Annotated in this window: 25 protein-coding genes; 23 read left to right on the forward strand and 2 right to left on the reverse strand. The window is 50.9% G+C overall.

Going from position 1 to position 25,692, the window contains the following annotated elements; genetic code table 11:
- Positions 1-2: 2 nt before the first annotated feature.
- Complete coding sequence (gene secF / locus BZG82_RS07960; RefSeq protein WP_077678135.1) at positions 3-950, forward strand: protein translocase subunit SecF; 948 nt, start codon at positions 3-5, stop codon at positions 948-950.
- 108 nt (positions 951-1,058) lie between these two features.
- Here the strand turns inward: secF and suhB are convergent, their stop codons facing one another.
- Positions 1,059-1,862 carry an inositol-1-monophosphatase gene (gene suhB, locus BZG82_RS07965; protein WP_069590632.1) on the reverse strand — a complete coding sequence of 268 codons (804 nt, stop codon included), beginning with the start codon at positions 1,860-1,862 and terminating at the stop codon, positions 1,059-1,061.
- Between the two features lie 261 nt (positions 1,863-2,123).
- Between suhB and trmJ the strand changes: the two genes are divergently transcribed.
- The 19 genes from trmJ (at position 2,124) to der (ending at position 19,576) form a co-directional block, all read left to right on the forward strand.
- Positions 2,124-2,879: a tRNA (cytosine(32)/uridine(32)-2'-O)-methyltransferase TrmJ gene (gene trmJ, locus BZG82_RS07970; RefSeq protein WP_077478904.1), complete on the forward strand. Its 756-nt coding sequence runs from the start codon at positions 2,124-2,126 to the stop codon at positions 2,877-2,879.
- Between the two features lie 132 nt (positions 2,880-3,011).
- Positions 3,012-3,533 (forward strand): Fe-S cluster assembly transcriptional regulator IscR, encoded by a 522-nt coding sequence (iscR, locus tag BZG82_RS07975; protein ID WP_069590637.1) that lies wholly within the window; start codon positions 3,012-3,014, stop codon positions 3,531-3,533.
- Between the two features lie 29 nt (positions 3,534-3,562).
- The gene (locus BZG82_RS07980) at positions 3,563-4,777 is read left to right on the forward strand and encodes an IscS subfamily cysteine desulfurase (RefSeq protein WP_069590640.1); all 1,215 of its coding nucleotides are present in this window, start codon (positions 3,563-3,565) and stop codon (positions 4,775-4,777) included.
- 54 nt (positions 4,778-4,831) lie between these two features.
- Positions 4,832-5,215 (forward strand): Fe-S cluster assembly scaffold IscU, encoded by a 384-nt coding sequence (gene iscU / locus BZG82_RS07985; protein ID WP_069590641.1) that lies wholly within the window; start codon positions 4,832-4,834, stop codon positions 5,213-5,215.
- A 21-nt stretch (positions 5,216-5,236) separates the two neighbouring features.
- Positions 5,237-5,560 (forward strand): iron-sulfur cluster assembly protein IscA, encoded by a 324-nt coding sequence (gene iscA / locus BZG82_RS07990; RefSeq protein WP_069590643.1) that lies wholly within the window; start codon positions 5,237-5,239, stop codon positions 5,558-5,560.
- 13 nt (positions 5,561-5,573) lie between these two features.
- On the forward strand, positions 5,574-6,086 hold the full coding sequence (hscB, locus tag BZG82_RS07995; RefSeq protein ID WP_069590645.1) for a co-chaperone HscB: 513 nt from the start codon (positions 5,574-5,576) through the stop codon (positions 6,084-6,086).
- 47 nt (positions 6,087-6,133) lie between these two features.
- Positions 6,134-7,984 (forward strand): Fe-S protein assembly chaperone HscA, encoded by a 1,851-nt coding sequence (gene hscA, locus BZG82_RS08000; RefSeq protein ID WP_069590647.1) that lies wholly within the window; start codon positions 6,134-6,136, stop codon positions 7,982-7,984.
- A gap of 2 nt (positions 7,985-7,986) precedes the next feature.
- The gene (fdx, locus tag BZG82_RS08005; RefSeq protein WP_069590648.1) at positions 7,987-8,325 is read left to right on the forward strand and encodes an ISC system 2Fe-2S type ferredoxin; all 339 of its coding nucleotides are present in this window, start codon (positions 7,987-7,989) and stop codon (positions 8,323-8,325) included.
- Positions 8,326-8,353: 28 nt separating this feature from the next.
- Positions 8,354-8,554 carry a Fe-S cluster assembly protein IscX gene (iscX, locus tag BZG82_RS08010; protein ID WP_077478907.1) on the forward strand — a complete coding sequence of 67 codons (201 nt, stop codon included), beginning with the start codon at positions 8,354-8,356 and terminating at the stop codon, positions 8,552-8,554.
- 205 nt (positions 8,555-8,759) lie between these two features.
- Positions 8,760-10,055, forward strand: coding sequence for an aminopeptidase PepB (gene pepB, locus BZG82_RS08015; RefSeq protein ID WP_077765551.1), 1,296 nt, complete (start codon positions 8,760-8,762; stop codon positions 10,053-10,055).
- 154 nt (positions 10,056-10,209) lie between these two features.
- Positions 10,210-10,638: a nucleoside-diphosphate kinase gene (gene ndk, locus BZG82_RS08020; RefSeq protein ID WP_077765552.1), complete on the forward strand. Its 429-nt coding sequence runs from the start codon at positions 10,210-10,212 to the stop codon at positions 10,636-10,638.
- Between the two features lie 236 nt (positions 10,639-10,874).
- The gene (locus tag BZG82_RS08025; RefSeq protein ID WP_077456450.1) at positions 10,875-11,996 is read left to right on the forward strand and encodes a bifunctional tRNA (adenosine(37)-C2)-methyltransferase TrmG/ribosomal RNA large subunit methyltransferase RlmN; all 1,122 of its coding nucleotides are present in this window, start codon (positions 10,875-10,877) and stop codon (positions 11,994-11,996) included.
- 28 nt (positions 11,997-12,024) lie between these two features.
- Entirely contained in the window at positions 12,025-12,780 is a 756-nt protein-coding gene (pilW, locus tag BZG82_RS08030; protein WP_069590658.1) for a type IV pilus biogenesis/stability protein PilW, read from the forward strand.
- On the forward strand, positions 12,770-13,744 hold the full coding sequence (rodZ, locus tag BZG82_RS08035) for a cytoskeleton protein RodZ (RefSeq protein WP_077765553.1): 975 nt from the start codon (positions 12,770-12,772) through the stop codon (positions 13,742-13,744). The genes pilW and rodZ overlap by 11 nt, the downstream gene beginning before the upstream one ends.
- A 15-nt stretch (positions 13,745-13,759) precedes the next feature.
- Positions 13,760-14,893, forward strand: a complete 1,134-nt coding sequence (ispG, locus tag BZG82_RS08040) for a flavodoxin-dependent (E)-4-hydroxy-3-methylbut-2-enyl-diphosphate synthase (RefSeq protein WP_077765554.1) — start codon at positions 13,760-13,762, stop codon at positions 14,891-14,893.
- A gap of 47 nt (positions 14,894-14,940) precedes the next feature.
- Positions 14,941-16,209 (forward strand): histidine--tRNA ligase, encoded by a 1,269-nt coding sequence (gene hisS / locus BZG82_RS08045; protein ID WP_069590664.1) that lies wholly within the window; start codon positions 14,941-14,943, stop codon positions 16,207-16,209.
- Between the two features lie 12 nt (positions 16,210-16,221).
- Positions 16,222-16,824, forward strand: coding sequence for a YfgM family protein (locus BZG82_RS08050; protein WP_077478913.1), 603 nt, complete (start codon positions 16,222-16,224; stop codon positions 16,822-16,824).
- A gap of 9 nt (positions 16,825-16,833) precedes the next feature.
- Complete coding sequence (bamB, locus tag BZG82_RS08055; protein ID WP_077765555.1) at positions 16,834-17,991, forward strand: outer membrane protein assembly factor BamB; 1,158 nt, start codon at positions 16,834-16,836, stop codon at positions 17,989-17,991.
- 91 nt (positions 17,992-18,082) lie between these two features.
- Positions 18,083-19,576, forward strand: coding sequence for a ribosome biogenesis GTPase Der (gene der, locus BZG82_RS08060; protein ID WP_069590670.1), 1,494 nt, complete (start codon positions 18,083-18,085; stop codon positions 19,574-19,576).
- 402 nt (positions 19,577-19,978) lie between these two features.
- Here the strand turns inward: der and xseA are convergent, their stop codons facing one another.
- The gene (gene xseA / locus BZG82_RS08065) at positions 19,979-21,343 is read right to left on the reverse strand and encodes an exodeoxyribonuclease VII large subunit (RefSeq protein WP_241837357.1); all 1,365 of its coding nucleotides are present in this window, start codon (positions 21,341-21,343) and stop codon (positions 19,979-19,981) included.
- 247 nt (positions 21,344-21,590) lie between these two features.
- On the opposite strand from xseA, the gene guaB reads away from it, so the two are divergent.
- The 3 genes from guaB to BZG82_RS08080 form a co-directional block, all read left to right on the forward strand.
- Positions 21,591-23,054 carry an IMP dehydrogenase gene (gene guaB / locus BZG82_RS08070; protein WP_069590671.1) on the forward strand — a complete coding sequence of 488 codons (1,464 nt, stop codon included), beginning with the start codon at positions 21,591-21,593 and terminating at the stop codon, positions 23,052-23,054.
- Between the two features lie 95 nt (positions 23,055-23,149).
- Positions 23,150-24,727: a glutamine-hydrolyzing GMP synthase gene (gene guaA, locus BZG82_RS08075; protein WP_077765557.1), complete on the forward strand. Its 1,578-nt coding sequence runs from the start codon at positions 23,150-23,152 to the stop codon at positions 24,725-24,727.
- A gap of 348 nt (positions 24,728-25,075) precedes the next feature.
- Positions 25,076-25,692, forward strand: a 617-nt coding sequence (locus BZG82_RS08080) for a type I restriction enzyme HsdR N-terminal domain-containing protein (RefSeq protein WP_198928541.1), incomplete at its 3' end; no start/stop codon positions are given.

Raw genomic sequence — 25,692 nt, forward strand, 5'->3', positions numbered from 1 at the left:
GCATGTTTCAAATTTTTAAACCAGACATGTCGATCAACTTTATGCGTTGGTCCAAGTTGGCCTTCGTTTTTTCGCTTGTCATGATTGCCGCGTCTGTGGTCACCCTGTCAACCAAATGGTTGAATTGGGGGCTGGACTTTACTGGCGGAACCCTGATTGAAGTCGGCTTCGAGCAGCCGGCAGATTTGCCTGCAATTCGTGAAGCCTTATCTGCTGATGGGTTTGACGATGCGGTGGTGCAAAACTTCGGCAGCGCTACGGATGTGATGGTCCGTTTGCGTCCGCGCGATGATATGCAGGGCGAAAATCTGGGTAACGAAGTGCTCCGTGCGATCAAAGAAGGCACGGGTGAAGCAGTCGAAATGCGCCGGATTGAGTTTGTGGGTCCAAACGTCGGGGACGAACTGACCGAAGCGGGTGGTCTGGCGATCATCATTGCCTTGGTTTGTATTTTGATCTACGTCTCATTCCGCTTTGAGTGGCGTCTGGCTGCCGGTGCAGTTATGGCGTTGGCGCATGATGTGATCATCACCTTAGGGATCTTCTCACTGTTCCAAGTTGAAGTAGACTTGACCATTGTTGCCGCGTTGCTAACGGTGGTGGGTTACTCGTTGAACGATACCATCGTGGTATTTGACCGGATTCGTGAAAACTTCCGTAAGCTGCGTAAAGGCGAGTCGGATGAGATTATCAACGCCTCTATCTCACAAACCTTAAGCCGGACCACGATTACATCCGGGACCACCTTGTTTGTGGTTATCGCTCTATTCACCTTGGGCGGTTCAATGATCCACGGGTTTGCCATGGCATTGCTGATTGGTATCACGGTAGGTACGTATTCTTCGATTTACGTTGCGTCAGCGTTGGCGCTGAAATTGGGGATTACTCGCGAGCACTTGCTGGTACCCGAGGTGGAAAAAGAAGGTCAAGAGTTCGACTCTATGCCTTAATGCTGTCGGCTACCGACTCGGTGGCTGCTGCTTTACCACTCCATTTGGTAATAAAAAAAGCGGCGCTCGATGAGCACCGCTTTTTTCTTGTTTCGTCTGTCGTGTCGATTATTTCTTCATCGACTCAGGCGCATTCTCACGCACTTTTGCCAGCATACCTTTCACGATACGTGGGTTACCACTGACAATGTTGCCTGAGTGCATGTAATCGGTGCCGCCACTAAAGTCGGTACAAATCGCACCCGCTTCACGAGCAATCAGCTCACCGGCCGCAAGGTCCCACGGCTTAAGGCCAAGCTCAAAGAAACCGTCCACACGGCCAGCGGCCACGTAGCACAGATCCAAGGCTGCTGAACCGGTACGACGGAAGTCTGCACAATCAACAAACAAAGCACTGATCACGGCCATAAAGCCTTCAGCATGTTGCTTCGCTTTGAAGGGGAACCCCGTCGCGAGGATGGTGCCGTTCAGATCTTTTGCGCTGCCGGTACGGATACGTTTGTTATTAAGTTGCGCGCCAGCACCGCGTTGTGCGGTGAATAGCTCGTTACGCATTGGGTCATACACGCAGCCGATTTCGGTGCGGCCTTTAATGCGCACAGCAATAGAAACGCTGAAGTGAGGTAAGCCATTAACGAAGTTAGTGGTGCCATCCAGTGGGTCGATGATCCATTGATAGTCGCTATCTTTACCTTCCGCAACGCCAGATTCTTCACCAACGATGGTGTGGTCAGGGTAGGACTTTTTGATGATGTCGATGATGATTTGCTCAGCACCTTTGTCCACATTGGTGACAAAGTCATTGGTGCCTTTTTGCGCGGTTTCGATGTTGTCTCTGTGTTCTGCAGATTTAGCGATAAAGTCGCCAGCCTTCCGTGCAGCACGGACGGCGATGTTTAGCATCGGATGCATACGATTTTCCCAACGGATGTTAAAGAACGAAAGCGGGCGAGAGTATAACAGAGCTGGATGAAAAGGAAAGTGGTTATTTTTTCATCGCCACGAGTCAGGTAATTAGCGCGGTAACATGTTTTTCGTTAATAGTCGCTCTTGTCCTAGCTGAGAAGTATTATCGATTGCACTGTGATAAACTGCGCAGATCTTTCAGACCTCTGCTTGCGGGTAGTCAAAGCCAATAATTACCCCAGTAGTGCAAGAGACGACGATAACACCATGCTAGATCAAATTCGCGTAGTGCTAGTGGGCACTTCCCACTCCGGCAATATCGGCTCGGCGGCACGAGCCATGAAAGTAATGGGCTTAAGCCGTATGACCCTAGTGGCACCTCAATGTGACGTTGATGGACAAGCCATTGCACTGGCTGCCGGTGCCAGTGATATCGCCAATAACGCGCGAGTGGTGGACACGCTTGAAGAAGCCGTGGCCGATTGTGGCTTGGTGATTGGGACCAGTGCACGCAGCCGAACGCTAGAATGGCCGATGCTAGATGCCCGCGAGTGTGGGAAAAAGGCCTTGTCTGAAGCACCGTCTCATCCGGTTGCGATTGTGTTCGGCCGTGAGCGCACAGGACTCACAAATGAGGAGTTGCAAACTTGTCATTATCATGTCGCTATTCCTGCCAACCCAGATTACAGCTCGTTGAATTTGGCCATGGCGGTGCAAACACTCTGCTATGAGCTACGTATGGCATGGTTAGAAAGCCAGGCGTATCAAGGCGAGAGTCAGGTTCAAGACTATCCGCTTAATGAAGAGCTGAGCCGTTTTTACCAACACCTTGAAAAGGTGTTAACCCAAACTGGTTTTATTCGTAAACAGCATCCTGGCATGGTGATGACCAAATTGCGTCGTCTGTTTAATCGCGCAAGGCTGGAGAGCCAAGAGCTTAATATTCTGCGAGGCGTCTTGTCGTCGGTTGAAAAAGGGACCCAGCCAGCAGAGGCATCACCATCCAATAAAGAGAATTCATAACGGCATTGATCGATTTCATTGGCACGACGTAATAGGGCAAATAAAACCTGACTAAATTACTCAGGTAAATACTTGACCAAAACACTCAAGTATGTAACCATTTGACCATCTATTCACCACAGGTAGCGTGTTATGAGACTGACTTCGAAAGGCCGTTATGCGGTAACCGCGATGCTCGATGTCGCCCTTCATTCTGAGCAGGGCCCGGTGCCACTGGCGGACATTTCTGAGCGTCAAGGCATTTCATTGTCTTACCTTGAGCAACTTTTTTCTCGCCTGCGTAAGGCGGGGCTAGTGAGCAGTGTTCGTGGCCCAGGCGGTGGTTATCGTCTTGGTGTAGAAGCCACTGATATCGCGGTAGGTGCCGTGATCGCGGCGGTTGACGAATCCGTAGACGCCACTAAGTGCCAAGGTAAAGCTGACTGTCAAGGCGGTACTCGCTGTTTGACGCATACCTTGTGGCGCGATTTAAGTGCCCGTATAAGTGGTTTTCTAAATGACATCACGCTCGGTGAGCTGATGCAAGATAACGAAGTGAAGCAAGTAGCAGATCGTCAGGACGCTAAACTGGATGCCACCTTGGCGCCCAGACATTCTTTTAGCTCACAAGTAAAGCAAGACAGTGCCACCATTGGTGTCAATGTTCGCTCCTGATGACCATGTCGGTGTAATTGGAGAAAAACATGAAATTGCCCATTTATTTTGATTACTCAGCCACGTGTCCGGTTGATCCGCGTGTGGCTGAAAAAATGAGTCAGTACCTGACTATGGACGGGTTCTTTGGTAACCCGGCCTCTCGCTCGCACCGTTTTGGCTGGCAGGCAGAAGAAGCGGTGGATACCGCTCGTGAGCACATCGCGAACTACTGTAACGCTGATCCTCGTGAAATCGTCTTTACCTCTGGTGCGACCGAGTCTGACAACTTGGCAATTAAAGGCATCGCTCACTTCTACGCGAAGAAAGGCAAGCACGTCATTACTTGTAAAACCGAGCATAAAGCGGTGTTGGACCCATGCCGTCAACTCGAGCGTGAGGGCTTTGAAGTTACCTACCTTGAGCCAGAAGAAAATGGCTTGGTAGACATGAAAAAGCTCGAAGCTGCGATGCGTGACGACACCATCTTGGTGTCGATTATGCACGTGAACAACGAGATCGGTGTTATTCAAGATATCGCGGCCATTGGCGAACTGTGTCGTGAGCGCAAGATCATGTTCCATGTCGATGCGGCGCAATCTGTCGGTAAACTGCCTATCGATGTGCAAGAAATGAAAGTGGACCTGATTTCATTCAGCGCCCACAAAGCTTACGGACCTAAAGGTATCGGGGCACTGTATGTACGCCGTAAACCACGCGTACGTATCGAAGCGCAAATGCACGGTGGTGGCCACGAACGCGGTATGCGTTCAGGTACACTCCCTACCCACCAAATCGTGGGCATGGGTGAAGCCTTCCGTATTGCCAAAGAAGAGCGTGAAAAAGATTACCAACATGCACTGGCATTGCGTAACCGCTTCTACGAAGGCGTCAAAGATCTGGAAGAAGTCTACGTCAACGGTGATATGGAACAGCGTGTTCCACACAACCTAAACGTGAGCTTTGCGTTTGTTGAAGGCGAATCTTTGCTGATGGCATTGAAAGACCTTGCCGTTTCTTCAGGCTCAGCCTGTACGTCAGCAAGCCTTGAGCCTTCTTACGTATTGCGTGCACTGGGACGTGACGATGAGCTTGCACACAGCTCACTGCGTTTCTCATTTGGCCGCTTCACCACAGAGGAAGAAGTGGACTACGCGGTTGAAAAAGTCCGCGAAGCGGTGAACAAACTGCGTGAAATGTCTCCATTGTGGGATATGTACAAAGACGGTATCGACCTAAGTACCGTTGAATGGGCGCACCACTAATTCAAAAAACGCGCCAGCTGGCAACAGTGAGCAATCATATTTGAGGAAACGATTATGGCTTACAGCGATAAAGTAATTGACCACTACGAAAACCCACGTAACGTCGGTGCGTTTGAAAAAGATGATCCGTCTGTCGGTAGCGGCATGGTAGGTGCGCCGGCTTGTGGTGACGTTATGAAGCTACAAATCAAGGTGAACGACCAAGGCATCATCGAAGACGCCAAATTTAAAACCTACGGTTGTGGGTCAGCGATTGCATCAAGCTCGCTAGTGACTGAGTGGGTAAAAGGCCGCTCAATTGATGATGCCGCCGCGATTAAAAATTCAGAGATCGCCGAAGAGCTAGAACTTCCGCCGGTAAAAGTGCACTGCTCTATCTTGGCAGAAGACGCTATCAAAGCGGCAGTGAGTGATTACAAGAAAAAACACCAGCAGTAAAACCAAGGGGTTGTTGTAACTATGGCGATTACCATGACACAAGCGGCATCTGATCGCGTCAGAGCTTTTTTGGATAACCGAGGCAAAGGCATCGGCCTGCGACTGGGTGTCAGAACGTCAGGTTGCTCAGGCATGGCTTATGTCCTTGAGTTTGCTGATGAGCTGCAAGAAGGCGATCAGGTGTTCGAACGTGACGGTGTAAAGGTGATCGTCGACAGCAAAAGCCTGCTTTATCTCGAAGGGACAGAGCTGGACTTTGTGAAAGAAGGCCTAAATGAGGGCTTTCAGTTCAACAACCCTAACGTGAGCAGCGAGTGTGGTTGTGGCGAAAGCTTTAACGTGTAATTCGTGAGAGCACATGAATCATTTTGAACTCTTCGAGCTACCGTACCAGTTTGAGCTGGACGGTAGCTCGCTTTCTTCCACATTCCGGGAATTGCAACGTCAGTACCACCCCGACAATGTGGCTAGCCAAGACGATAAGACCCGTCTTCAGGCGGTACAGAAAGCATCCCAAATAAACGATGCGTTCCAGACCCTAAAAGATCCGGTGAGTCGCGCAGAATACATGCTGCTCCTGCAAGGCATTGACTTGAAAGACGAGCAACAGACCATGCAGGATCCGGAGTTTTTAATGCAGCAAATGATGCTGCGCGAAGAACTTGAGTCAATCACCGACAGTCATGACGACGCGGCATTGTTTGATTTTGGTGAGAAAGCTCAAGCGCTTTACGACAGCTTGATTGCGGACGTTAAAACCGCGCTAGCACAATCGCAGTGGCAAGATGCTGCGGTGATCGTTCGTAAGCTCAAGTTTGCGGTCAAACTTCGTCAAGAAGTGGAACGCGTTGAAGATCAGCTCATGGGCTGATGTTGCACTTATTCGCCTGTCAACGCAGTAAAGTTTAAGGATTCGACATGGCACTGTTACAGATTTCAGAACCCGGTCAAAGTGCTGCGCCGCACGAGCACAAACACGCGGTGGGCATTGATTTAGGGACCACCAACACCTTGGTAGCGTCGGTGAGAAGTGGCAAGGCGACCACCTTGAACGACCATCAAGACCGACCTTTAATCCCCTCCGTCGTCCACTACGGTGAAGAGACTGTTTCTGTCGGTTACGATGCACTAGACAAAGTGCAGACAGACAGCGCGAACACCTTGGTGTCCGTGAAGCGTATGATGGGGCGCTCATTGGAAGATGTCCAAGCTCGCTACCCTAATTTGCCTTATCAGTTTTCTAAAACCGAAAACGGCCTTCCACAAGTCGAGACGCGTCGAGGGGCGATTAACCCAGTTCAAGGTTCGGCTGATATTTTACGTGCCGTTCGTGAGCGCGCAGAGGACAGCCTGGGCGACGCCTTAGAAGGCGTGGTCATTACGGTGCCTGCTTACTTTGACGATGCGCAGCGCGCAGGGACCAAAGATGCGGCCAAACTTGCAGGCCTCAATGTCTTGCGCCTGCTCAACGAGCCAACCGCGGCGGCGATTGCCTACGGCCTCGACTCTGGTCAAGAAGGCGTGATTGCTGTGTATGACCTTGGCGGCGGTACCTTTGATATTTCTATTTTGCGCCTCTCGAAAGGGGTGTTTGAGGTCATGGCCACAGGCGGTGACTCGGCACTGGGTGGCGACGATTTTGATCACTTGGTTGAACAGTGGATCTGCGAGCAAGCCGGATTTGAAACCCTGAGTGGCGATGAGCGTCGTACGGTACTTCACGCGGCGACACAAGCCAAGATTGCGCTATCGTCGGCGGACACCACGGCCATTGATGTACTTGGCTGGCAGGGCGTGCTGACGCGAGAAACGTTCGATCAGCTGGTGGCGCCACTGATCAAGAAAACCTTGATGTCGTGCCGTCGTGCACTGAAAGATGCCAGTGTCAGTGCTGATGAGGTGCTGGAAGTGGTTATGGTGGGCGGCTCAACCCGTGTGCCTGCGGTTCGTGAGCAGGTTGGCCAATTCTTCGGTCGTGAGCCCCTCACTAGCATTGACCCAGATAAAGTGGTTGCCATGGGCGCGGCCACTCAAGCGGATATTTTAGTCGGCAACAAGCCAGACTCTGACATGTTGTTGTTGGATGTGATCCCCTTATCACTCGGTATTGAGACCATGGGTGGCTTGGTGGAAAAAATCATTCCACGTAATACCACGATTCCTGTCGCCAAAGCGCAAGAGTTTACGACCTTCAAAGACGGCCAAACTGGCATGAAAGTGCATGTGGTACAAGGCGAGCGTGAGATGGTCGACGACTGTCGCTCACTGGCCCAGTTTAGTCTGAAAGGCATTCCACCCATGACGGCTGGCGCGGCACATGTGCGCGTCACCTATCAAGTGGATGCTGACGGTTTGCTGTCTGTCACCGCGATGGAAAAATCGACCGAGGTTGAAGCGTCCATCCAAGTGAAGCCGTCTTACGGCCTCAGCGATGACGAGATCGCTACGATGATCAAATCATCGTTTACCCATGCGGCGGAAGACAAAGACGCGCGCTACTTAGCAGAGCAGCGTGTTGAAGCTGACCGCGTGATTGAAGGGCTGCTTGTTGCGATGCAACAAGATGGCGATACCTTGCTTGATGCCGATGAGCAACAAGCACTGGTGAATGAAATAGAAAAACTGATCGCTCTGCGCAACGGTGATGATGGCGCTGCGATAGAAGCCGGAATCAAAGCGCTGGATAAAGCAAGCCAGACTTTTGCGGCACGTCGCATGGACCAATCGATTCGTCATGCGTTGGCCGGCCAATCCATTGATGAGGTGTAATCATGCCTAAGATTATTGTTCTGCCACACCAAGATTTGTGTCCAGAAGGCGCAGAATTAGAGGCCAAAGAAGGTGAAACGGTTCTCGACGTGGCACTAAAAAACGGTATTGGGATTGAACATGCCTGTGAAAAGTCCTGTGCCTGTACCACATGTCACATCATTGTTCGTGAAGGCTTCGACTCACTCGACGAAAGTGACGAGCTAGAAGACGATATGCTGGATAAAGCGTGGGGGCTGGAGCCTGAATCGCGTCTCGGCTGTCAGGCAAAAATCACGGATGAAGATCTCGTGGTCGAGATCCCACGTTATACCCTCAACCATGCGGCAGAAAACCATTAATCCAAGCCGCTAAGGACGGAGAAGCAAGATGAGCTTGAAATGGACAGATTCACGCGATATCGCGATTGAACTGAGTGATATTTACCCAGATGTGGATCCTAAAGCGGTACGCTTTACGGATTTACACCGTTGGATCACTGAGTTAGAGGATTTTGATGACGATCCGGAGCGCTCCAATGAGCGTATCCTAGAAGCGATCATCATGTGTTGGATGGATGAGCTAGACTGAGGGTTAACTCTCGTGAGTGGCTGATAATACTTGTATTTTAGCCACTGCCTCGGCACAGTATCTGTGGCCAAATATCTAACACATTATTAAAAGCGGGCCAATCGGCTCGCTTTTTTACATTCAACTGGCTGTCATCGACCTCGATTAAGATAGCCGGATGACGCTGCGCAGCAAAAAGCAGCGCGATAGTACAAGGAGTGCAACTATGTCTGAAACATTAATGGTTACTTTGTCGCATGAACCGGCAGCCGCGCATTGGGGCGAGAACGCCTTGGTCTCATTTGAGGCGGATAAAGCGGTTGTACACGCGCCAAAAGGCGAGACGCAACGCGATAGAGTACAGCAAGCCGCTCGCAAGCTTGAAGGGCAAGGCGTACCCGCATTAACGCTTGGTGGTGACCAGTGGGACTTGGAACTGGCGTGGGCGTTCTATCAAGGTTTGCGCGGCCCGAAAAATACCGTCGCATTTGAACAGGCCGTCCTCAGTGGCGCCGATGCCGATGAGTTCGCCCTGCGCCAGCAAGTGGGCGATTGGGTGCGCGACATTATCAACCAAACTGCCGAAGAAGTGGGCCCTCATCAACTAGCTGCCCGCGCGGGGGAGTTTGTCAAATCCATGGCCCCGGAGGCGGTCAGTTATAAAATTATTTCTGGCACCGATTTGCTTGAGCAAGGCTGGAACGGTATTTACACCGTTGGACGTGGTTCGGCTCGTAAACCGACCATGCTGCAGCTTGACTTCAACCCAATTGGTGATGAATCTGCCCCTGTCTATGCGTGTTTAGTGGGGAAAGGGATCACCTTCGACTCGGGCGGTTACAGCATTAAGCCGTCTGACTTTATGGCGTCGATGAAAGCCGATATGGGGGGGGCTGCCACCGCGACCGGCGCATTAGCGATGGCGATTGCTAAAGGGCTGAATAAGCGCGTCAAACTGATCCTATGCTGCGCAGAAAACATGATCTCAAGCAGCGCCTATAAGCTTGGGGATATCATTACCTACAAAAACGGTGTGACGGTCGAAGTGCTCAACACTGATGCGGAAGGACGATTAGTCTTAGCCGATGGTCTGATGTACGCCAGTGAACACAAGCCTGAACTCTTGATTGATTGCGCGACCCTAACCGGTGCAGCGAAAGCCGCGTTGGGTAATGACTATCACGCTTTATTCAGTTTTGACGACTCGCTGGCGCATCGCACCCTTGAGGCGGCGCAGCAAGAAGGTGAAGGTATGTGGCCGCTGCCACTGGCAGAATTCCACCGGAAACTCTTGCCTTCATCGTTCGCGGACATTGCCAATGCGTCTTCTGGTGCATACATGCCAGGCGCGAGCACCGCGGCTGCGTTCTTGTCCTACTTCGTGGAGGATTATCAAAAAGGTTGGATGCACGTTGATTGCTCCGGCACCTACCGAAAAGCCGCGAATGACAAATGGGCGGTGGGCGCAACCGGTATGGGCGTGAAAACCCTTGCCCGTGTGTTGCTGGATGAGGCGAAATAATTGCTCATTGACTGAAAACAGGCGAAGCATGTCACTGATTTTTTGTGCCAGTTAACGCTTCGCCTGATTAGCCATAGGGCGCACGGATAAAGTCTGCTAGGGTAGGCCCGTATCGTCCCTTGAGGCCCATTATAGAGAGTGAAAGGAAAAGCGAATGACCATTGAACGCACTTTTTCTATCGTCAAGCCTGATGCCGTAGAGCGTAACCTCATTGGTGCTATCTATCAGCGTATCGAAAGTGCTGGTTTGCGTATTGTCGCAGCGAAAATGCTGCATCTGACCAAGGAGCAAGCAGAAGGGTTTTATGCCGAACACCAAGGCAAACCGTTCTTTGCGTCACTGGTTGAGTTTATGACCTCGGGTCCCATTATGGTCCAAGTGCTAGAAGGTGAGGGCGCGATTAGCCGTTATCGCGAGCTAATGGGGAAAACCAACCCAGAAGAAGCGGCCTGTGGCACCTTGCGCGCCGATTTTGCAGAAAGCATGCAATACAACTCAGTGCATGGCTCGGATAGCCCCGCGTCTGCTGAGCGTGAAATTGCTTACTTCTTCACGGCTGATGAGGTCCATCCTCGTTGCTAATCACGCTTTTAGCGCACGGGTGTTTTAAAAAGAGGCGTTGGCCTCTTTTTTTACGTCTTAAGTGCAAATAACCCTGCTCGCTGAGAGTGGAAACTGTGATCTAAAGCCTGTACAATTTCGCGCCTTGAGCGCGCACGCCAGCCCCTTGTCGGCATGACAGGGCGGACAAGCAGCGTGACGCAATGGCGAATATACTTGTCTTTACCACACAGCTAGTTCTTACGAGGCAACCCCCAATGACAACAGAGAAAGTTAATCTGCTTGATTTTGACAGGCAGGCACTCCGTGCATATTTTGCTGACGAGCTCGGCGAAAAGGCATTCCGTGCCGACCAAGTCATGAAGTGGATCTATCACTTCGGTTGCGACGACTTCGATGAGATGAACAACATCAACAAGAAGTTGCGTGAGAAACTCAAGCGTGTGGCGGAGATCCGCGCACCAGAAGTAGCATCGGCCCAGTACTCAAAAGATGGCACCATTAAATGGGCCATGCGTGTGGCTGGCCAAGATGTTGAAACCGTCTATATCCCAGAAGATGACCGGGCTACCTTGTGTGTTTCTTCGCAGGTTGGTTGTGCACTGGATTGTAAATTCTGCTCGACCGGTGCCCAAGGCTTTAACCGCAACTTGCGCGTGTCTGAGATCATCGGTCAGGTATGGCGTGCGGCGAAAGAAATTGGGATTGAAAAAGAAACCGGTCGCCGTCCGATCACTAACGTGGTGATGATGGGCATGGGCGAGCCGTTACTGAACATGAAAAACCTGATCCCAGCGTTGAACCTGATGCTAGACGATAACGCCTACGGCCTATCGAAGCGTCGCGTGACGGTCTCAACCTCAGGGGTTGTATCAGGCCTTGAGCAAATGATCGGTAAAATCGACGTTGCGTTGGCGATTTCTCTGCATGCGCCGAACGATGAGCTTCGCAGCCAGATCATGCCAATCAATGACCGCTGGGACATTGAGGCATTCCTTGATGCCGTGCGCCGTTATATTGCGACATCGAACGCGAACCGTGGTCGTGTCACGGTTGAGTATATTTTGCTCGATCATGTCAATGATTATATGGAGCATGCGCGTCAGCTCGCAGAGCTACTGAAAGATACGCCAGCGAAGATTAACCTTATTCCATTTAACCCGTATCCTGAGTCTCCGTACAAGAAACCGAGTAATTCTCGTATCGATAGGTTTATGAAAACCTTGATGGAATACGATTTTACCGTGACTGTACGTAAGACGCGTGGAGATGATATTGATGCCGCTTGTGGACAATTAGCTGGCGATATCATTGATCGAACCAAACGCGCCGAGAAGCGACTGGGTGCACAGGAGGTTATCCCTGTTCGTCCAGTCTGACCATTAGGCTCAGAAAAAGGATAGGGACATGCACCGTACTGGCTGTGTACTCTTACTCATCATGACGTTGGCTGGATGTGCCACGCCAGTAGAAAAGCAAAAAAGTTCAGAATTTGATAGTATTCGGGCAGCAGATGCCCGAATATCACTGGGATTAGGCTACCTAAACAGTGATCGCTATCAACAAGCGCAGCAAAACTTACAACAAGCGCTACGATATGCGCCAGACTACTATCGTGCCTTGCTGTCGATGGCGTATTATCAACAACGTGTCGGAGAAAGTGAAAAAGCCGACCGTTTTTATCAACAAGCATTGCGCCAGGCGCCCGATAATGGCGATGTATATAACAATTATGGTGTATTTTTGTGTGAGCAGCGGCGTTTTGCTGCGGCGAAGCAAGCATTTTTGCAAGCCATTGCGCAACCGTATTATCATCGGGTGTCAGACAGTTATGAAAATGCCGCTTTTTGTCAGCTAACCGCTGGGGAAAGGCAAAGTGCAAAAGCCTTGTTTGAAAAAGCCGTCGATCATGACCCACTTCGAGTGCGGTCAGGATTGCAACTTGCCAAACTTGAAATCGAGGATGGGCAAGAGACGCGTGCTATCGCACGAATTCAACGTCTGCAAAGACAGATCGGCGAGCGCCCTGCGGGGTTGCTGCTTTTAGTGAAGGCACATCAACAACAAGGCAACGCGGAGCAAGCTGCCCATGATGCACAACGATTGGCGCAACAGTTTCCAGAATCCAAAGAATATCAATTGTACCTAGCGAATGAATACTGAACAGACGGAAGAACAAGCGCAAACGCATACTCAACCTGCGCCCGGGGAAGTATTAAAGCAAGCGCGTGAAAAAATGGGCTGGAGTGTTCGCGATGTTGCCGACAGGCTGAGATTGCGCGTGAGCGTGATTGAAGATCTCGAAAACAACAATCCAGATACCGAACAATTGGCCACGTTTACACGTGGCTATTTGCGATCCTACGCCAAACTGATGCAAATTGACGCCGATAGTCTGATTGGTACCAGCGATATGGAAGCCAATAGTGCTGAAACGGTGCAAAAAATGCAGAGCTTTTCACGCAAAACACGGCGTCAGAAAAGCGAGAGTCGCTTGATGATGCTCTCGGGTGTGATTGCGCTGATCTTGGTTGGGATCACGGGTGCTTGGTACTGGCAAAATCAACAAACCGTTGAACCCATAGTGCCACAGCAAGCAGCGGACGAGTTGGTGACCACGCCGAATGACACCGATACCATGCCGGTGGCTGAGCCACTTCCAGAAGCCGCGCCGCAAGAAACACAAAGCGATGCGCCTGCACAAGCACCTATCTCGGACGCTGAACCAGAGCCATCGGTGCCGGCCTCTAGCGAAGGACAACAAGCGACACAAGCCGTGGCGCCAGAGTCAACGACCAGCGAACCGAGCATCAGCGAACAAATCGATGAAGCCCAGCGCGTTGCCAATGACAGTGTCGGCAATGATAACGAAGCGCCGGTCGCTGCGGACAACACATTGGTCATGCGCTTTAGCAGCGATTGCTGGATTGACGTCCGTGATGCCACCGGTGCGCGCTTGGCCACGGGCATTAAAACCAACGGCGATGCACTGACTCTAAACGGTGAGCCGCCTTATCAACTGGTATTGGGCGCCCCGAGTGCGGTGACCATTACTTTTAATGGCGATAATATTGATCTTGATGGCTATCCAACCGGCCAAGTGGCACGGTTGCGCCTTCCGCAGTAATCAGAGAACGTCGACATGCATACCGAATCCCCGATTAAACGCCGTCCGTCTAAACGTATTTACGTCGGTAATGTTCCCATTGGTGATGGTGCGCCGATAGCGGTGCAATCGATGACCAATACGCGCACCACAGATGTAGATGCCACGGTGGCGCAAATAAAAGCGCTAGAAAAAGTGGGCGCCGACATTGTACGTGTCTCGGTACCGACGATGGATGCGGCTGAAGCTTTTAAACTGATCAAGGCGCAGACCGCGATCCCGTTGGTCGCGGATATCCACTTTGACTACCGTATTGCCTTAAAAGTCGCAGAATACGGTGTGGATTGCTTGCGCATCAACCCAGGTAACATTGGCCGTGAAGAACGCATCCGTGCCGTGGTGGATGCTGCGCGAGATAAGAATATCCCGATCCGTATTGGCGTGAATGGCGGATCACTGGAGCGTGATTTACAAGAAAAATATGGCGAACCGACCCCAGACGCGCTAGTTGAGTCAGCGATGCGCCATGTCGATATCCTCGATCGGCTCAACTTTGATCAATTTAAAGTCAGCGTGAAAGCCTCAGACGTATTCTTAGCTGTTGAGTCATATCGAAAATTGGCGCAGCAAATCGATCAACCGCTGCACCTTGGCATTACCGAAGCGGGTGGCGCCCGAGCGGGTGCGGTTAAATCTGCGGTGGGCCTAGGCATGCTATTAGCGGAAGGCATTGGTGATACCTTGCGTGTATCCCTTGCCGCTGATCCGGTAGAAGAAATCAAAGTCGGTTTTGATATTTTAAAATCACTGCGGATTCGTTCACGCGGGGTGAACTTTATTGCCTGCCCAAGCTGTTCGCGTCAAGAATTTGATGTGATAGGAACCGTGAATGCGCTCGAACAGCGCCTTGAAGACATCACCACGCCGATGGATGTTTCTGTGATTGGCTGTGTGGTGAATGGACCCGGTGAAGCCGAAGTCTCTCACCTAGGTTTGGCAGGAGGCAACAAACGCAGCGCCTATTACCTCGATGGCAAGCGTCAGAAAGAGCGTTTCGATAACGACAACCTTGTCGACGCACTTGAGGCAAAAATTCGCGCGAAAGCGGCGATGATGGATGAAAAGAACCGCATCGACGTCTCACAAATTGAAAAGGAAGGCGAAGCCTAACGGCCGCCTTCTCCATTCTCACTCTTTAATCGGTAACGGAAGTTAACGTGGCTAAAACAATTCAAGCAATTCGAGGCATGAACGATTGCCTCCCGTCTCAGTCTCCCCTATGGCAAAAACTAGAGAACACGGTCAAGCAGGTGGTCAGTGCTTACGGCTATAGCGAAGTACGCATGCCTATCGTGGAAGCGACCCACCTTTTTAGTCGCGCCATCGGTGAAGTCACCGACGTTGTCGAAAAAGAAATGTACACCTTTGATGATCGCAATGGTGACAGCCTCACACTGCGTCCGGAAGGGACGGCGGGCTGTGTGCGTGCCGGCATTGAAAATGGCTTGCTGTATAACCAAGAGCATCGCCTTTGGTACACCGGCCCAATGTTCCGTCACGAGCGTCCACAAAAAGGCCGCTATCGTCAATTCCACCAATTTGGCGTGGAAGTGTTCGGTATTGATGGCCCAGACGTCGACGCTGAACTGATCATGATGACGGCGCGCCTATGGCGTGAGCTAGGCATTGCCGATCACGTCCGTTTGGAGCTTAATTCAATTGGCTCGCCACAAGCGCGTGCTGACTATCGCCAAGCCTTGGTGGATTTTTTGATGCAGCATGAATCTGTTTTGGATGAAGACAGCAAACGCCGCATGAAAACCAACCCATTACGTGTGTTGGATACCAAAAATGCCGACATCCAAGCCATTCTGGTGGATGCACCTAAGCTTAGCGACTACCTCGATGAGGAATCGAAGCAGCATTTTGCCGGCTTATGTGAACTCTTGGACGCAGCAGGCATCCAATACGAGGTTAACCACCGTTTGGTCCGTGGCCTTGATTACTACAACCGCACCGTGTTCGAGTGGATCACAGACAGCCTTGGCGCCCAAGGTACAGTATGTGGCGGCGGTCGCTATGATGGTCTGGTTGAACAACTCGGCGGTAAAGCGACGCCTGCGGTTGGATTCGCGATGGGCCTCGAGCGTCTCGTTCTGATGCTCGAAACCCTGAACCAAGATGATGTGCGTCCTGCAGTGGATGTGTATGTTGTCACGGTTGGAGAAGGCAGCCTCGTTGCCGGTATGCAGCTGGCTGAGCGCTTACGTGAGCAAGTCCCGGGCCTACGTGTTATGTCGCACTTTGGCGGGGGTAACTTCAAAAAACAATTTAAACGTGCGGACAAAGTCGGTGCGTCTGTGGCACTGGTGCTTGGCGAAGATGAAGTCGCCAATGGCACCGTGGCAGTAAAAGATTTGAAAGGCGGCGAGCAGCAAACCTTGAAACAAGACGAGGTCGCCGCGACACTCGCAGATTTGATTTAGAGAGGACAGATCGTGGACGTCTACACCACAGAAGAACAGCAAGTTGAAGCGATTAAAAAGTGGTGGCGAGATAACGGCAAAGCCGTTGTTATTGGCGCTGTAGTCGGATTGGGTGTGCTATATGGATGGCGTTACTACCAAGCACACGTGACTGAGAGCAAGGAACAAGCCTCACAGCAATATGTTCAAGCGCTTAGTGGTCTGGACAAAGGCGAAACTGCCGCCCTTGAGAACGTGGTTAAAAGCGAAGACCACGAAGGCTATCGTGCGTTAGCTGCTATGCAATTGGCGAAAAAACTGGTTGAACAAGGGGAGCTTGCGCAAGCGAGCGAACAGCTTCGTCAAGCCAGTGCTTGGGTTAAAGACGATGCCATTCATGGCTTAATTGCCACACGTCTTGCGCGGATTGAGGCGGAGTTAGGTAACTATGACACCGCAGTGACTGAGCTCGATAGCGTGACGGCACCAAGCTGGCGCGCAAAAGTGGAAGAGATCCGTGGTGATATCATGCTGCTTAAAGGCGACAAAGATGCGGCACGTAGCGCCTATGCGGCGTCACTTGCAGCGGCAGAGAGCCCAACTGTCAACATGAAGCTTAACAACCTCAGTCAGTAAGGTCGCGGTATGACAAAAGGATTATGGCGTGGGGCGGCGATGGCAGCTGCCTTGGCGTTGCTCGCCGGTTGTGCCGGTGAAGAAGATGTGGTGCAAATGGCACCATTGCCGACGGTGAATAGCCAATTTACCCCAAGCTTGCAATGGAAAGCACAAGTCGGTGATGGCGTCGGTCATTATTACTCTGCACTGCGTCCGGTCGTGGCTTATGACAAAGTCTTTGCCGCAGATCGTAACGGCCTTATCGGCGCGTACGATTTACAGACCGGTCAGTCGGTATGGGAACAATCAGTGCAAACCGATGTACCTGCGTTGCTCTCGGGCGGTTTGAGTGCGTCTTACGGCAAAGTCTATGTCGGTGCAGAAACCGGGGTGCTTTATGCACTGGATGCCGAAAACGGGGAACTCGTTTGGCAACAAAACGTCAACGGTGAGATCCTGTCAAAACCTTTGGTTGAAGCTGGACTGGTGGTAGTTAACACCAGCCGCGGTGAGCTAGTTGCGTTGGATGCCGAATCGGGTGAAGTGCAATGGAGCAACACCAACGATGTACCCAATCTCAGCTTGCGTGGTGACAGTGCGCCCGTCACTATCTCTGGCGGTTTATTTTGGGGTATGGCTAATGGTCGATTGGGCGCGGCGATGATCCAAGATGGTCGCTCGCTCTGGCAAATTCCGATTGCCACGCCGAAAGGGGCGACCGAAATTGATCGTCTGGTCGATGTGGATGCCACTCCGGTGATTGAAGGCGACCGCCTGTACGCGGTGGGGTATAATGGTCAATTGGTGTCGATTGATTTGCGCTCTGGCCAAGCGGCGTGGAAGCGTGATTTTTCGACAGCGACAGACTTTATGGTTGCGGGCAACACCGTTTATCTGATTGATGATAAAGACGATGTCGTGGCATTGGATGCACGTAACGGCCTGGAAAAATGGCGTAACACTGAGCTGGAATACCGGATTCTCACGCCACCTTCGGCGAGCAGCGGTTACATCATGGTAGGTGACAGCCAAGGTTATTTGCACTGGCTTGATCCACAAACCGGCGAGTTTGTTGCTCAGCAGTCACTGGAAGGTAATGGCATTGCTGTTGCGCCAGTACAAACGGATAACGGCTATATTGTGATCACACGTGATGGTCAAATGAGAAAACTGACCATCGAGTAGAATTAGCCAACATAATTATTTTGGGCTCCTGACTGCTCTGACAGTGAGGAGCCTTGTTCATTGATAAGAGAATGAAAGAGAAGAGGTCTACATGATTCCTGTTATTGCCCTTGTAGGGCGCCCGAACGTAGGGAAATCGACGCTCTTTAATCGTCTAACCCGCACGCGTGATGCGCTAGTAGCGGACTTTCCGGGACTGACCAGGGATCGAAAATACGGTAAAGCGATGCTAGGTGAACACGAGTTCATCGTGATCGATACCGGCGGTATTGATGGCACCGAGGAAGGCGTAGAAACCAAAATGGCCGAGCAGTCTTTGGCCGCCATTGAAGAAGCGGACGTTGTCCTGTTTATGGTTGATGGTCGTGTGGGTTTAACCCCGGCCGACCAAGAGATTGCGCAGCATATTCGCACCCGTGAAAAAACATCTTTCTTGGTGGTGAATAAGGTCGACGGGATGGATCCGGACACCGCCGCATCTGACTTTTGGCAACTAGGCATGGACAACATGTACCAAATTGCGGCCGCACATGGTCGCGGTGTAAGTACCTTGATCAACCGTGCGCTGATGCCGTTCGCGGAACAAGCCAAAGAAGACCAAGAAGCTGGTTTGGTTGATCTCACCGGTGAGGATGATATCGAGCCGGTAGACGAAACCACCATGACCGAAGAGGAAGCGGAAAACGAGTACGCCCGCCTCCAAGCCCAGCCGATTAAAATCGGCATTATTGGCCGTCCAAATGTGGGTAAATCGACCCTAACTAACCGCATGCTCGGCGAGGAGCGCGTGGTGGTTTACGATATGCCGGGCACCACACGCGACTCTATCTACATTCCTATGGAGCGTGATGGACGCGAATACGTGATGATTGACACCGCCGGTGTACGACGTCGTAAGCGCGTGACGGATAAAGTCGAGAAGTTCTCGGTTATCCAAACCCTTAAAGCGATTGAAGACGCCAATGTGGTGTTGCTGGTGATTGATGCGCGCGAAAACATCTCTGACCAAGACTTAAGCCTACTGGGTTTTGCCTTGAATGCCGGACGCTCTATTGTGCTAGCGGTCAACAAGTGGGATGGATTGGATAGCGAAGTGAAAGAGCGTGTCAAATCAGAGCTCGACCGCCGTCTGGGTTTTGTCGACTTTGCGCGTGTTCACTTTATATCTGCCCTGCACGGTACGGGTGTGGGTCACTTGTTTGAGTCGATTCAAGAAGCCTATGAGTCAGCGACCAAGCGTGTAGGCACGTCGATGCTGACGCGTATCATGAAGATGGCGCAGGACGACCACCAACCGCCGATGATTCGAGGGCGCCGAGTGAAGCTGAAATACGCACACGCTGGGGGTTATAACCCGCCGATTGTGGTAATTCACGGTAACTTGGTTAATGAACTTCCGGACTCTTACAAGCGCTATTTAATGAACTACTATCGCCGGACGCTCGATATTATGGGCACCCCGATTAAGATCCAGTTCCAGAATAGTGAAAACCCGTATGAAGGGAAGAAAGAGAAGCTGACGCTTTCTCAGTCCAGACAGCGCAAGCGCTTGATGGATATGGTGAAAAACCGAAACAAAAAGTAATCACTTGCCCAGCCATCGCGCTGGGCTTTTTTTGATCCTCTATGCCGGTCTACGATCTTTTTCATGATCTTTTACTGAATTTAGTTGATCTAAATCACATTAAAATGCAGGTTACAGTCAGTGAAACGATCCGCTGTCATACCGCGCTAGGCGGGTTTTTGAGCGGTGAGAATTCAACCATAACCTGACGCTATTCTCTTTTCATTAATTCTGGATCACGTCCAAAATATCCACCTAAATAGTTTTTTATATCGCTTAAAATCCAAATGCAGAACATGTAACTTATGCTTTCGGGAAGTGTATTGATAAATATTCTTTTTAGGGTAGGAAGCTGATCAAGGGGCATTAACCCCTCGATCAGGCGATCACAATCAGATCAGAAAGAAGTCGGTTGCGCAGAGGTTAATCCTGCGTGGGGGAGACAGAAGCGGGTGCAAGCGCGGTGACCGTACTTGTGATGTCACCCTCACGCAGATGGGTATGTAGTGTTTGACCCACGCTAAGCTGATCGGTCTGGGTCACCACCTTGCCATCGTCCGTACGCGTGATGGAATAACCTCGGGTTAGGGTGGCCAGTGGGCTAACGGCATCTAAGGTTGCCATCAGAGTATGTAACCGCTGTTGTGCGTGCTGCAAGTGAGCGTCCATGGCGTGATTAAGACGCTGCTCAAGCTGGCTCACATGCCCTTGCTGGCGATGAATGGTGTGGATTGGCGTTGCACGCTGCAATCGGCCGTCCAACTGGTTACATTGCGCCTGAGCGCGACGAATTTTGGTCATCATCGCCTGTTGCATGCGCCGTTGTAGCTCATCTAATCGCTGGCTTTGCTGTTGTAAGCGCGTGCGCGGATGCTGGTGGGACAAACGGTGCGACAGTTGGGTGAGATGCCGTTGCTGACGATAAAGCACATCGGCCATCGCGCGACTGAGTGCTTGCTCGCGTTGCTGATATTGCTGAAGCCGATAACTCAGATCGCGGCTAACCAGCTCCGCAGCGGCTGAAGGGGTTGGAGCGCGCATGTCAGCGACAAAATCAGCAATGGTTACATCCACTTCATGACCCACCGCACTGACGATAGGAATTGTGCTGGCAGCGATGGTACGGGCGACGATTTCCTCATTAAAACACCAGAGATCTTCTAGCGATCCCCCGCCACGACCCACAATCAAGACATCACACTCTGCACGGCTATTAGCACGACCAATGGCTTGCGCGATGCTGACTGCGGCATCGCGCCCTTGCACCAGCGTAGGATAAATGACCACTGGCAGGCTAGGATCGCGTCGCTTGAGTACATGCAGAATATCATGCAAGGCAGCGCCGGTTTTGGAGGTAATAATACCAATACGGCGTGGTTGAGTAGGTAAAGGCTTTTTCTCGCTTTGGGCAAAAAGCCCTTCGGCTGCAAGCGCTTGCTTACGTTGCTCAAACTCTTGTTGTAACCGCCCATCTCCTTCAGGCTGCATACTTTCGAGGATCAATTGATAGTCACCGCGTGGCTCATACAAGGACACTCGGGCGCGGACCAACACTTGGTCGCCATTTTTGGGTTTGAAGGTAACACGACGGTTGTTACCGCGGAACATGGCACATTTCACTTGGCTTTGGTTATCTTTCAGCGATAAATACCAATGCCCTGAGACTGCGGCGGTAAAATTGGAAATTTCCCCGCTTAACCAGACAATGCCGATATCGCGCTCAAGACACAGCCGAACTTCGGCATTCAGCCGAGATACCGTCAAAATGTTGCGATTGTTTGTGCTCACGTCGCCAACCTTTTTCATTCACCTGCACGCATACTACCTGTCTGCTTTGAGGATGCCAATTGCTAAGCGTATGCCGTGCGTGAGCGGGCATTTTTACTCGAAGTGATTGAATATTAAGCGCCTAAAATCAAAGACACCAATAAATGAAAATTCTCAGTAAAAACCTGTAGCCAAACGTTTGCGCTATACGTATAATGCTGCGGCAATATTTTGTTCCCCTTCACAAATTTTGGTGTGAGATATTGCAATGCTGAGAATCGCGAAAGAAGCGCTAACCTTTGACGATGTACTCCTCGTCCCTGCCCATTCCACTGTTCTTCCGAACACTGCGGATCTGCGAACCCAACTGACTCGTTCTATTAGCCTGAACATCCCTGTTTTATCAGCGGCGATGGATACGGTGACAGAAGCCCGTCTGGCGATTGCACTTGCGCAAGAAGGTGGCCTTGGTTTTATCCACAAAAACATGACCATTGAACAGCAAGCTGAGCAAGTTCGCTTGGTTAAAATTTACGAAGCGGGCATGGTCACAAACCCTGTGACAGTGACGCCAGAAATGACCATTGCGGATGTGAAAGCACTCACCGAACGCAACGGTTTCGCCGGCTATCCAGTGGTTAACGCGCAAAAAGAGCTTGTCGGTATTATCACCGGTCGTGATGTGCGTTTTGTGTCTGATTTGAGCAAGCGTGTTGATGAAGTGATGACGCCGAAGTCTCGCTTGGCCACGGTGCAAGAAGGTGCGGATCGAGAGCAAGTTCAGCAAATGATGCAGCAGCACCGCGTGGAAAAAATCTTGGTCGTCAATCAAGACCACCACCTAAGCGGCATGATCACCGCAAAAGACTTCCAGAAAGCAGAAAGCAAACCAAACGCCTGTAAAGACGAGCAAGGCCGTCTGCGCGTGGGTGCCGCCGTCGGTGCTGGCGCAGGTAATGAAGAGCGTGTTGCCGCCTTGGTGGAAGCCGGTGTTGACGTTCTTTTGATTGACTCATCACACGGCCATTCTGAAGGTGTGCTGCAACGCATTCGTGATACACGCGCCGCGTATCCAAACCTGCAAATCGTAGGGGGTAACGTTGCCACGGCAGACGGTGCTCGTGCCCTAATTGAAGCTGGTGTTGATGCCGTTAAAGTGGGAATTGGCCCAGGGTCGATTTGTACCACCCGTATTGTAACCGGGGTTGGTGTACCACAAATCACAGCCATCAGTGATGCAGCAGCGGTTGCGCAGGAATATGGTATTCCGGTCATTGCTGACGGTGGCATTCGTTTCTCGGGCGATATGTGTAAAGCGATTGCCGCTGGTGCATCCTGTGTGATGGTTGGCTCCATGCTGGCAGGGACGGAAGAATCACCGGGTGAAGTTGAGCTTTACCAAGGCCGCGCGTACAAATCGTACCGTGGTATGGGATCGGTGGGCGCGATGTCAAAAGGCTCATCTGATCGTTATTTCCAAAGCGACAATGCTGCCGACAAATTGGTCCCAGAAGGCATTGAAGGCCGCGTAGACTACAAAGGCATGATGAAAGAAATCATCCACCAACAAATGGGCGGTTTGCGTTCATGCATGGGTCTGACTGGCTCTGCCACCATCAACGATTTACGTACCAAAGCGCAATTTGTTCGCGTGACTGGCGCGGGCATGAAAGAGTCACACGCTCACGATGTGACCATCACCAAAGAAGCGCCTAACTATCGCCTCGGATAATGTATGGCGGTGTGGCTTAAGGGCCACACTGCTTTCTATTCGTCCAAGAGGGCTGACAACGCCCCTTTGTTCCACTTAATTGAGAAAGCCAGATAATGACCAAAAACATTCATGCTCAACGTATTTTGATCCTCGACTTTGGCTCCCAGTACACGCAACTGATCGCACGTCGTGTCCGTGAAATCGGAGTGTATTGTGAGTTGTGGAGCTGGGATGTAGAAGAGCAAGATATTCGTGATTTTGCCCCTGATGGCATCATCCTTTCCGGTGGCCCTGAAAGTGTCGCTGAAGCTGGCTCACCGCGTGCGCCTGAGTATGTCTTTAATGCTGGCGTGCCGGTGCTTGGCGTATGCTACGGCATGCAAACCATGGCTGAGCAACTGGGCGGTAAAGTGGCCGGCTCTGAGCACCGCGAATTTGGTTATGCCCAAGTTAAGCGTGTTGCCAACAGTGCTTTGTTTGATGGTATTGAAGATGCGATCGCAGAAGATGGCACCGCGCTATTGGATGTGTGGATGAGCCACGGTGATAAAGTGGTCGCTATACCAGAAGATTTCGTCAAAATCGCTGAAACCGACACCTGTCCGTTTGCGGCGATGGCTAACGAAGAGAAGCGCTTCTACGGCGTACAGTTCCACCCGGAAGTCACGCATACTCGCCAAGGCAAACGCATGCTAGAGCAGTTTGTGATGAATATCTGTGGTTGTGAGCGCCTATGGACTCCTGCATCTATCATCGAAGATGCGGTTGAGCGTATTCGCGAGCTAGTCGGTGATGATGAAGTGATCCTTGGCCTATCTGGTGGCGTTGATTCCTCAGTAGTGGCAATGCTGGTTCACCGCGCGATTGGCGACAAGCTCACGTGCGTATTTGTGGATAACGGCCTGCTACGCCTTAACGAAGGCGAGCAAGTACTGGAAATGTTTGGTGACCACTTCGGCCTCAACATTGTCCATGTCAACGCCGAAGACCGCTTCCTTGACGCGCTGAAAGGCGAAGCTGACCCTGAAGCTAAGCGTAAAATCATTGGCCGCGTGTTTGTTGAAGTATTCGACGAGCAAGCCACCAAAATGAAAAACGCCAAATGGTTGGCGCAAGGCACCATCTATCCGGATGTGATTGAATCAGCAGCCTCGAAAACCGGTAAAGCACACGTGATTAAATCGCACCACAATGTGGGCGGTCTTCCGGAAGAAATGAAAATGGGCTTGGTTGAACCGCTCAAAGAGCTGTTCAAAGACGAAGTCCGTAAGATTGGCCTTGAGCTAGGCCTGCCTTACAACATGCTTTACCGCCACCCATTCCCAGGGCCTGGCCTTGGTGTGCGTGTGCTGGGCGAGATCCAAAAAGAATACTGTGACCTTCTACGTCGCGCCGATGCAATCTTTATCGAAGAACTGCGCAACGCCGATTTGTACGACAAAGTCTCACAAGCGTTTGCGGTTTTCTTACCGGTACGTTCTGTTGGTGTAATGGGCGATGGCCGTAAATACGATTGGATCATTGCCTTGCGTGCCGTCGAAACCATCGACTTTATGACCGCGCACTGGGCACACCTGCCATACGATTTCCTTGGCAAAGTGTCGAACCGCATTATCAACGAAGTCGACGGCATCTCCCGCGTGGTTTACGACGTCTCCGGCAAACCGCCAGCGACGATTGAGTGGGAGTAGGGCTAGCCGTAAACAGTTAATAAGCCTTTAGTAAATAAATGAATGCCAGTCAGTAATATTGACTGGCATTTTTTATGGTTGCACTATCTATCAACGATTGACGTTATGGTTTCAAAACACCTAAAAAGTCCGAAGATGAAAGCGATGAGCAAAGCCATAAGACTCGGTAAGCCTGTCAGTTACCGAATCGAGTAATAGGAATAAATCCCTATATAATAAGTGCATTAGGTGAATTATTTGATCAATAATGCTGATTGGTGAGCCCCCCTATGAGTAGCTTTGTCACCTTTTCTGCGTTAATCTAAGTTCAGGTTACGATGCAATTCATTTCAATGGAATGTGAAATTTATGTGGACCACCGATAATATACTGAATGAAAGCGACGTTGAGCAGAAATTTATTTATCCGCTGCTAACTCTTCCACAACCCAATGGTTTAGAAATTCCTTCGTCTGAGATTCAGAGCAAAGGAAGTATTAGACGCTTTAATATCGGTAAAGGTAGGGAAAGTAAACTGTACTATCCAGATTACGTTTGTACCCATGCTGGATTACCAGTTTTAGTGATTGAGGCTAAGGCCCCAGGCACTGAGCTATATGAGGCTTACAGAGAAGCCAGGCTTTATGCTAACGAGTTAAATGCGCTATGGGATGTCGATATAAATCCGGCAAAGTTTGTCGCAGCGACAAACGGATTGGAAATGTGGTCAGGTTTTTATGACCAGTCTGAGCCAGCGTACAAACATGACTTAAAAGATTCAGGAATTTACTCGCAGTTTATTTCCGATATTTTAGAGTTGTTTTCTTGGAGTGAGATAACTAAACATGCTGCCAAGGTTCAAGCCCTTATGCGTCCCTCAGGTGCATTTAAACCAAGAAGGTTACTAGGTGGAAAATCGATTCAGAACCAAGAGCTTTCGCTTAATGAGTTTGGGGTTTCTATTACTTCATCAATTAGTTATATAAT

This window comes from Salinivibrio sp. PR5 (assembly GCF_001996085.1).
Taxonomy (GTDB): domain Bacteria; phylum Pseudomonadota; class Gammaproteobacteria; order Enterobacterales; family Vibrionaceae; genus Salinivibrio; species Salinivibrio proteolyticus.

Coding starts and splice junctions, on each gene's coding strand:
- ispG (WP_077765554.1), top strand. CDS start 13,760: ATGCATACCGAATCCCCGATTAAACGCCGTCCGTCTAAACGTATTTAC.
- iscX (WP_077478907.1), top strand. CDS start 8,354: ATGAGCTTGAAATGGACAGATTCACGCGATATCGCGATTGAACTGAGT.
- suhB (WP_069590632.1), bottom strand. CDS start 1,862: ATGCATCCGATGCTAAACATCGCCGTCCGTGCTGCACGGAAGGCTGGC.
- iscU (WP_069590641.1), top strand. CDS start 4,832: ATGGCTTACAGCGATAAAGTAATTGACCACTACGAAAACCCACGTAAC.
- der (WP_069590670.1), top strand. CDS start 18,083: ATGATTCCTGTTATTGCCCTTGTAGGGCGCCCGAACGTAGGGAAATCG.
- secF (WP_077678135.1), top strand. CDS start 3: ATGTTTCAAATTTTTAAACCAGACATGTCGATCAACTTTATGCGTTGG.
- pepB (WP_077765551.1), top strand. CDS start 8,760: ATGTCTGAAACATTAATGGTTACTTTGTCGCATGAACCGGCAGCCGCG.
- fdx (WP_069590648.1), top strand. CDS start 7,987: ATGCCTAAGATTATTGTTCTGCCACACCAAGATTTGTGTCCAGAAGGC.
- hscB (WP_069590645.1), top strand. CDS start 5,574: ATGAATCATTTTGAACTCTTCGAGCTACCGTACCAGTTTGAGCTGGAC.
- rodZ (WP_077765553.1), top strand. CDS start 12,770: ATGAATACTGAACAGACGGAAGAACAAGCGCAAACGCATACTCAACCT.
- pilW (WP_069590658.1), top strand. CDS start 12,025: ATGCACCGTACTGGCTGTGTACTCTTACTCATCATGACGTTGGCTGGA.
- iscA (WP_069590643.1), top strand. CDS start 5,237: ATGGCGATTACCATGACACAAGCGGCATCTGATCGCGTCAGAGCTTTT.
- ndk (WP_077765552.1), top strand. CDS start 10,210: ATGACCATTGAACGCACTTTTTCTATCGTCAAGCCTGATGCCGTAGAG.
- guaB (WP_069590671.1), top strand. CDS start 21,591: ATGCTGAGAATCGCGAAAGAAGCGCTAACCTTTGACGATGTACTCCTC.
- bamB (WP_077765555.1), top strand. CDS start 16,834: ATGACAAAAGGATTATGGCGTGGGGCGGCGATGGCAGCTGCCTTGGCG.
- BZG82_RS08025 (WP_077456450.1), top strand. CDS start 10,875: ATGACAACAGAGAAAGTTAATCTGCTTGATTTTGACAGGCAGGCACTC.
- iscR (WP_069590637.1), top strand. CDS start 3,012: ATGAGACTGACTTCGAAAGGCCGTTATGCGGTAACCGCGATGCTCGAT.
- guaA (WP_077765557.1), top strand. CDS start 23,150: ATGACCAAAAACATTCATGCTCAACGTATTTTGATCCTCGACTTTGGC.
- BZG82_RS07980 (WP_069590640.1), top strand. CDS start 3,563: ATGAAATTGCCCATTTATTTTGATTACTCAGCCACGTGTCCGGTTGAT.
- trmJ (WP_077478904.1), top strand. CDS start 2,124: ATGCTAGATCAAATTCGCGTAGTGCTAGTGGGCACTTCCCACTCCGGC.
- hscA (WP_069590647.1), top strand. CDS start 6,134: ATGGCACTGTTACAGATTTCAGAACCCGGTCAAAGTGCTGCGCCGCAC.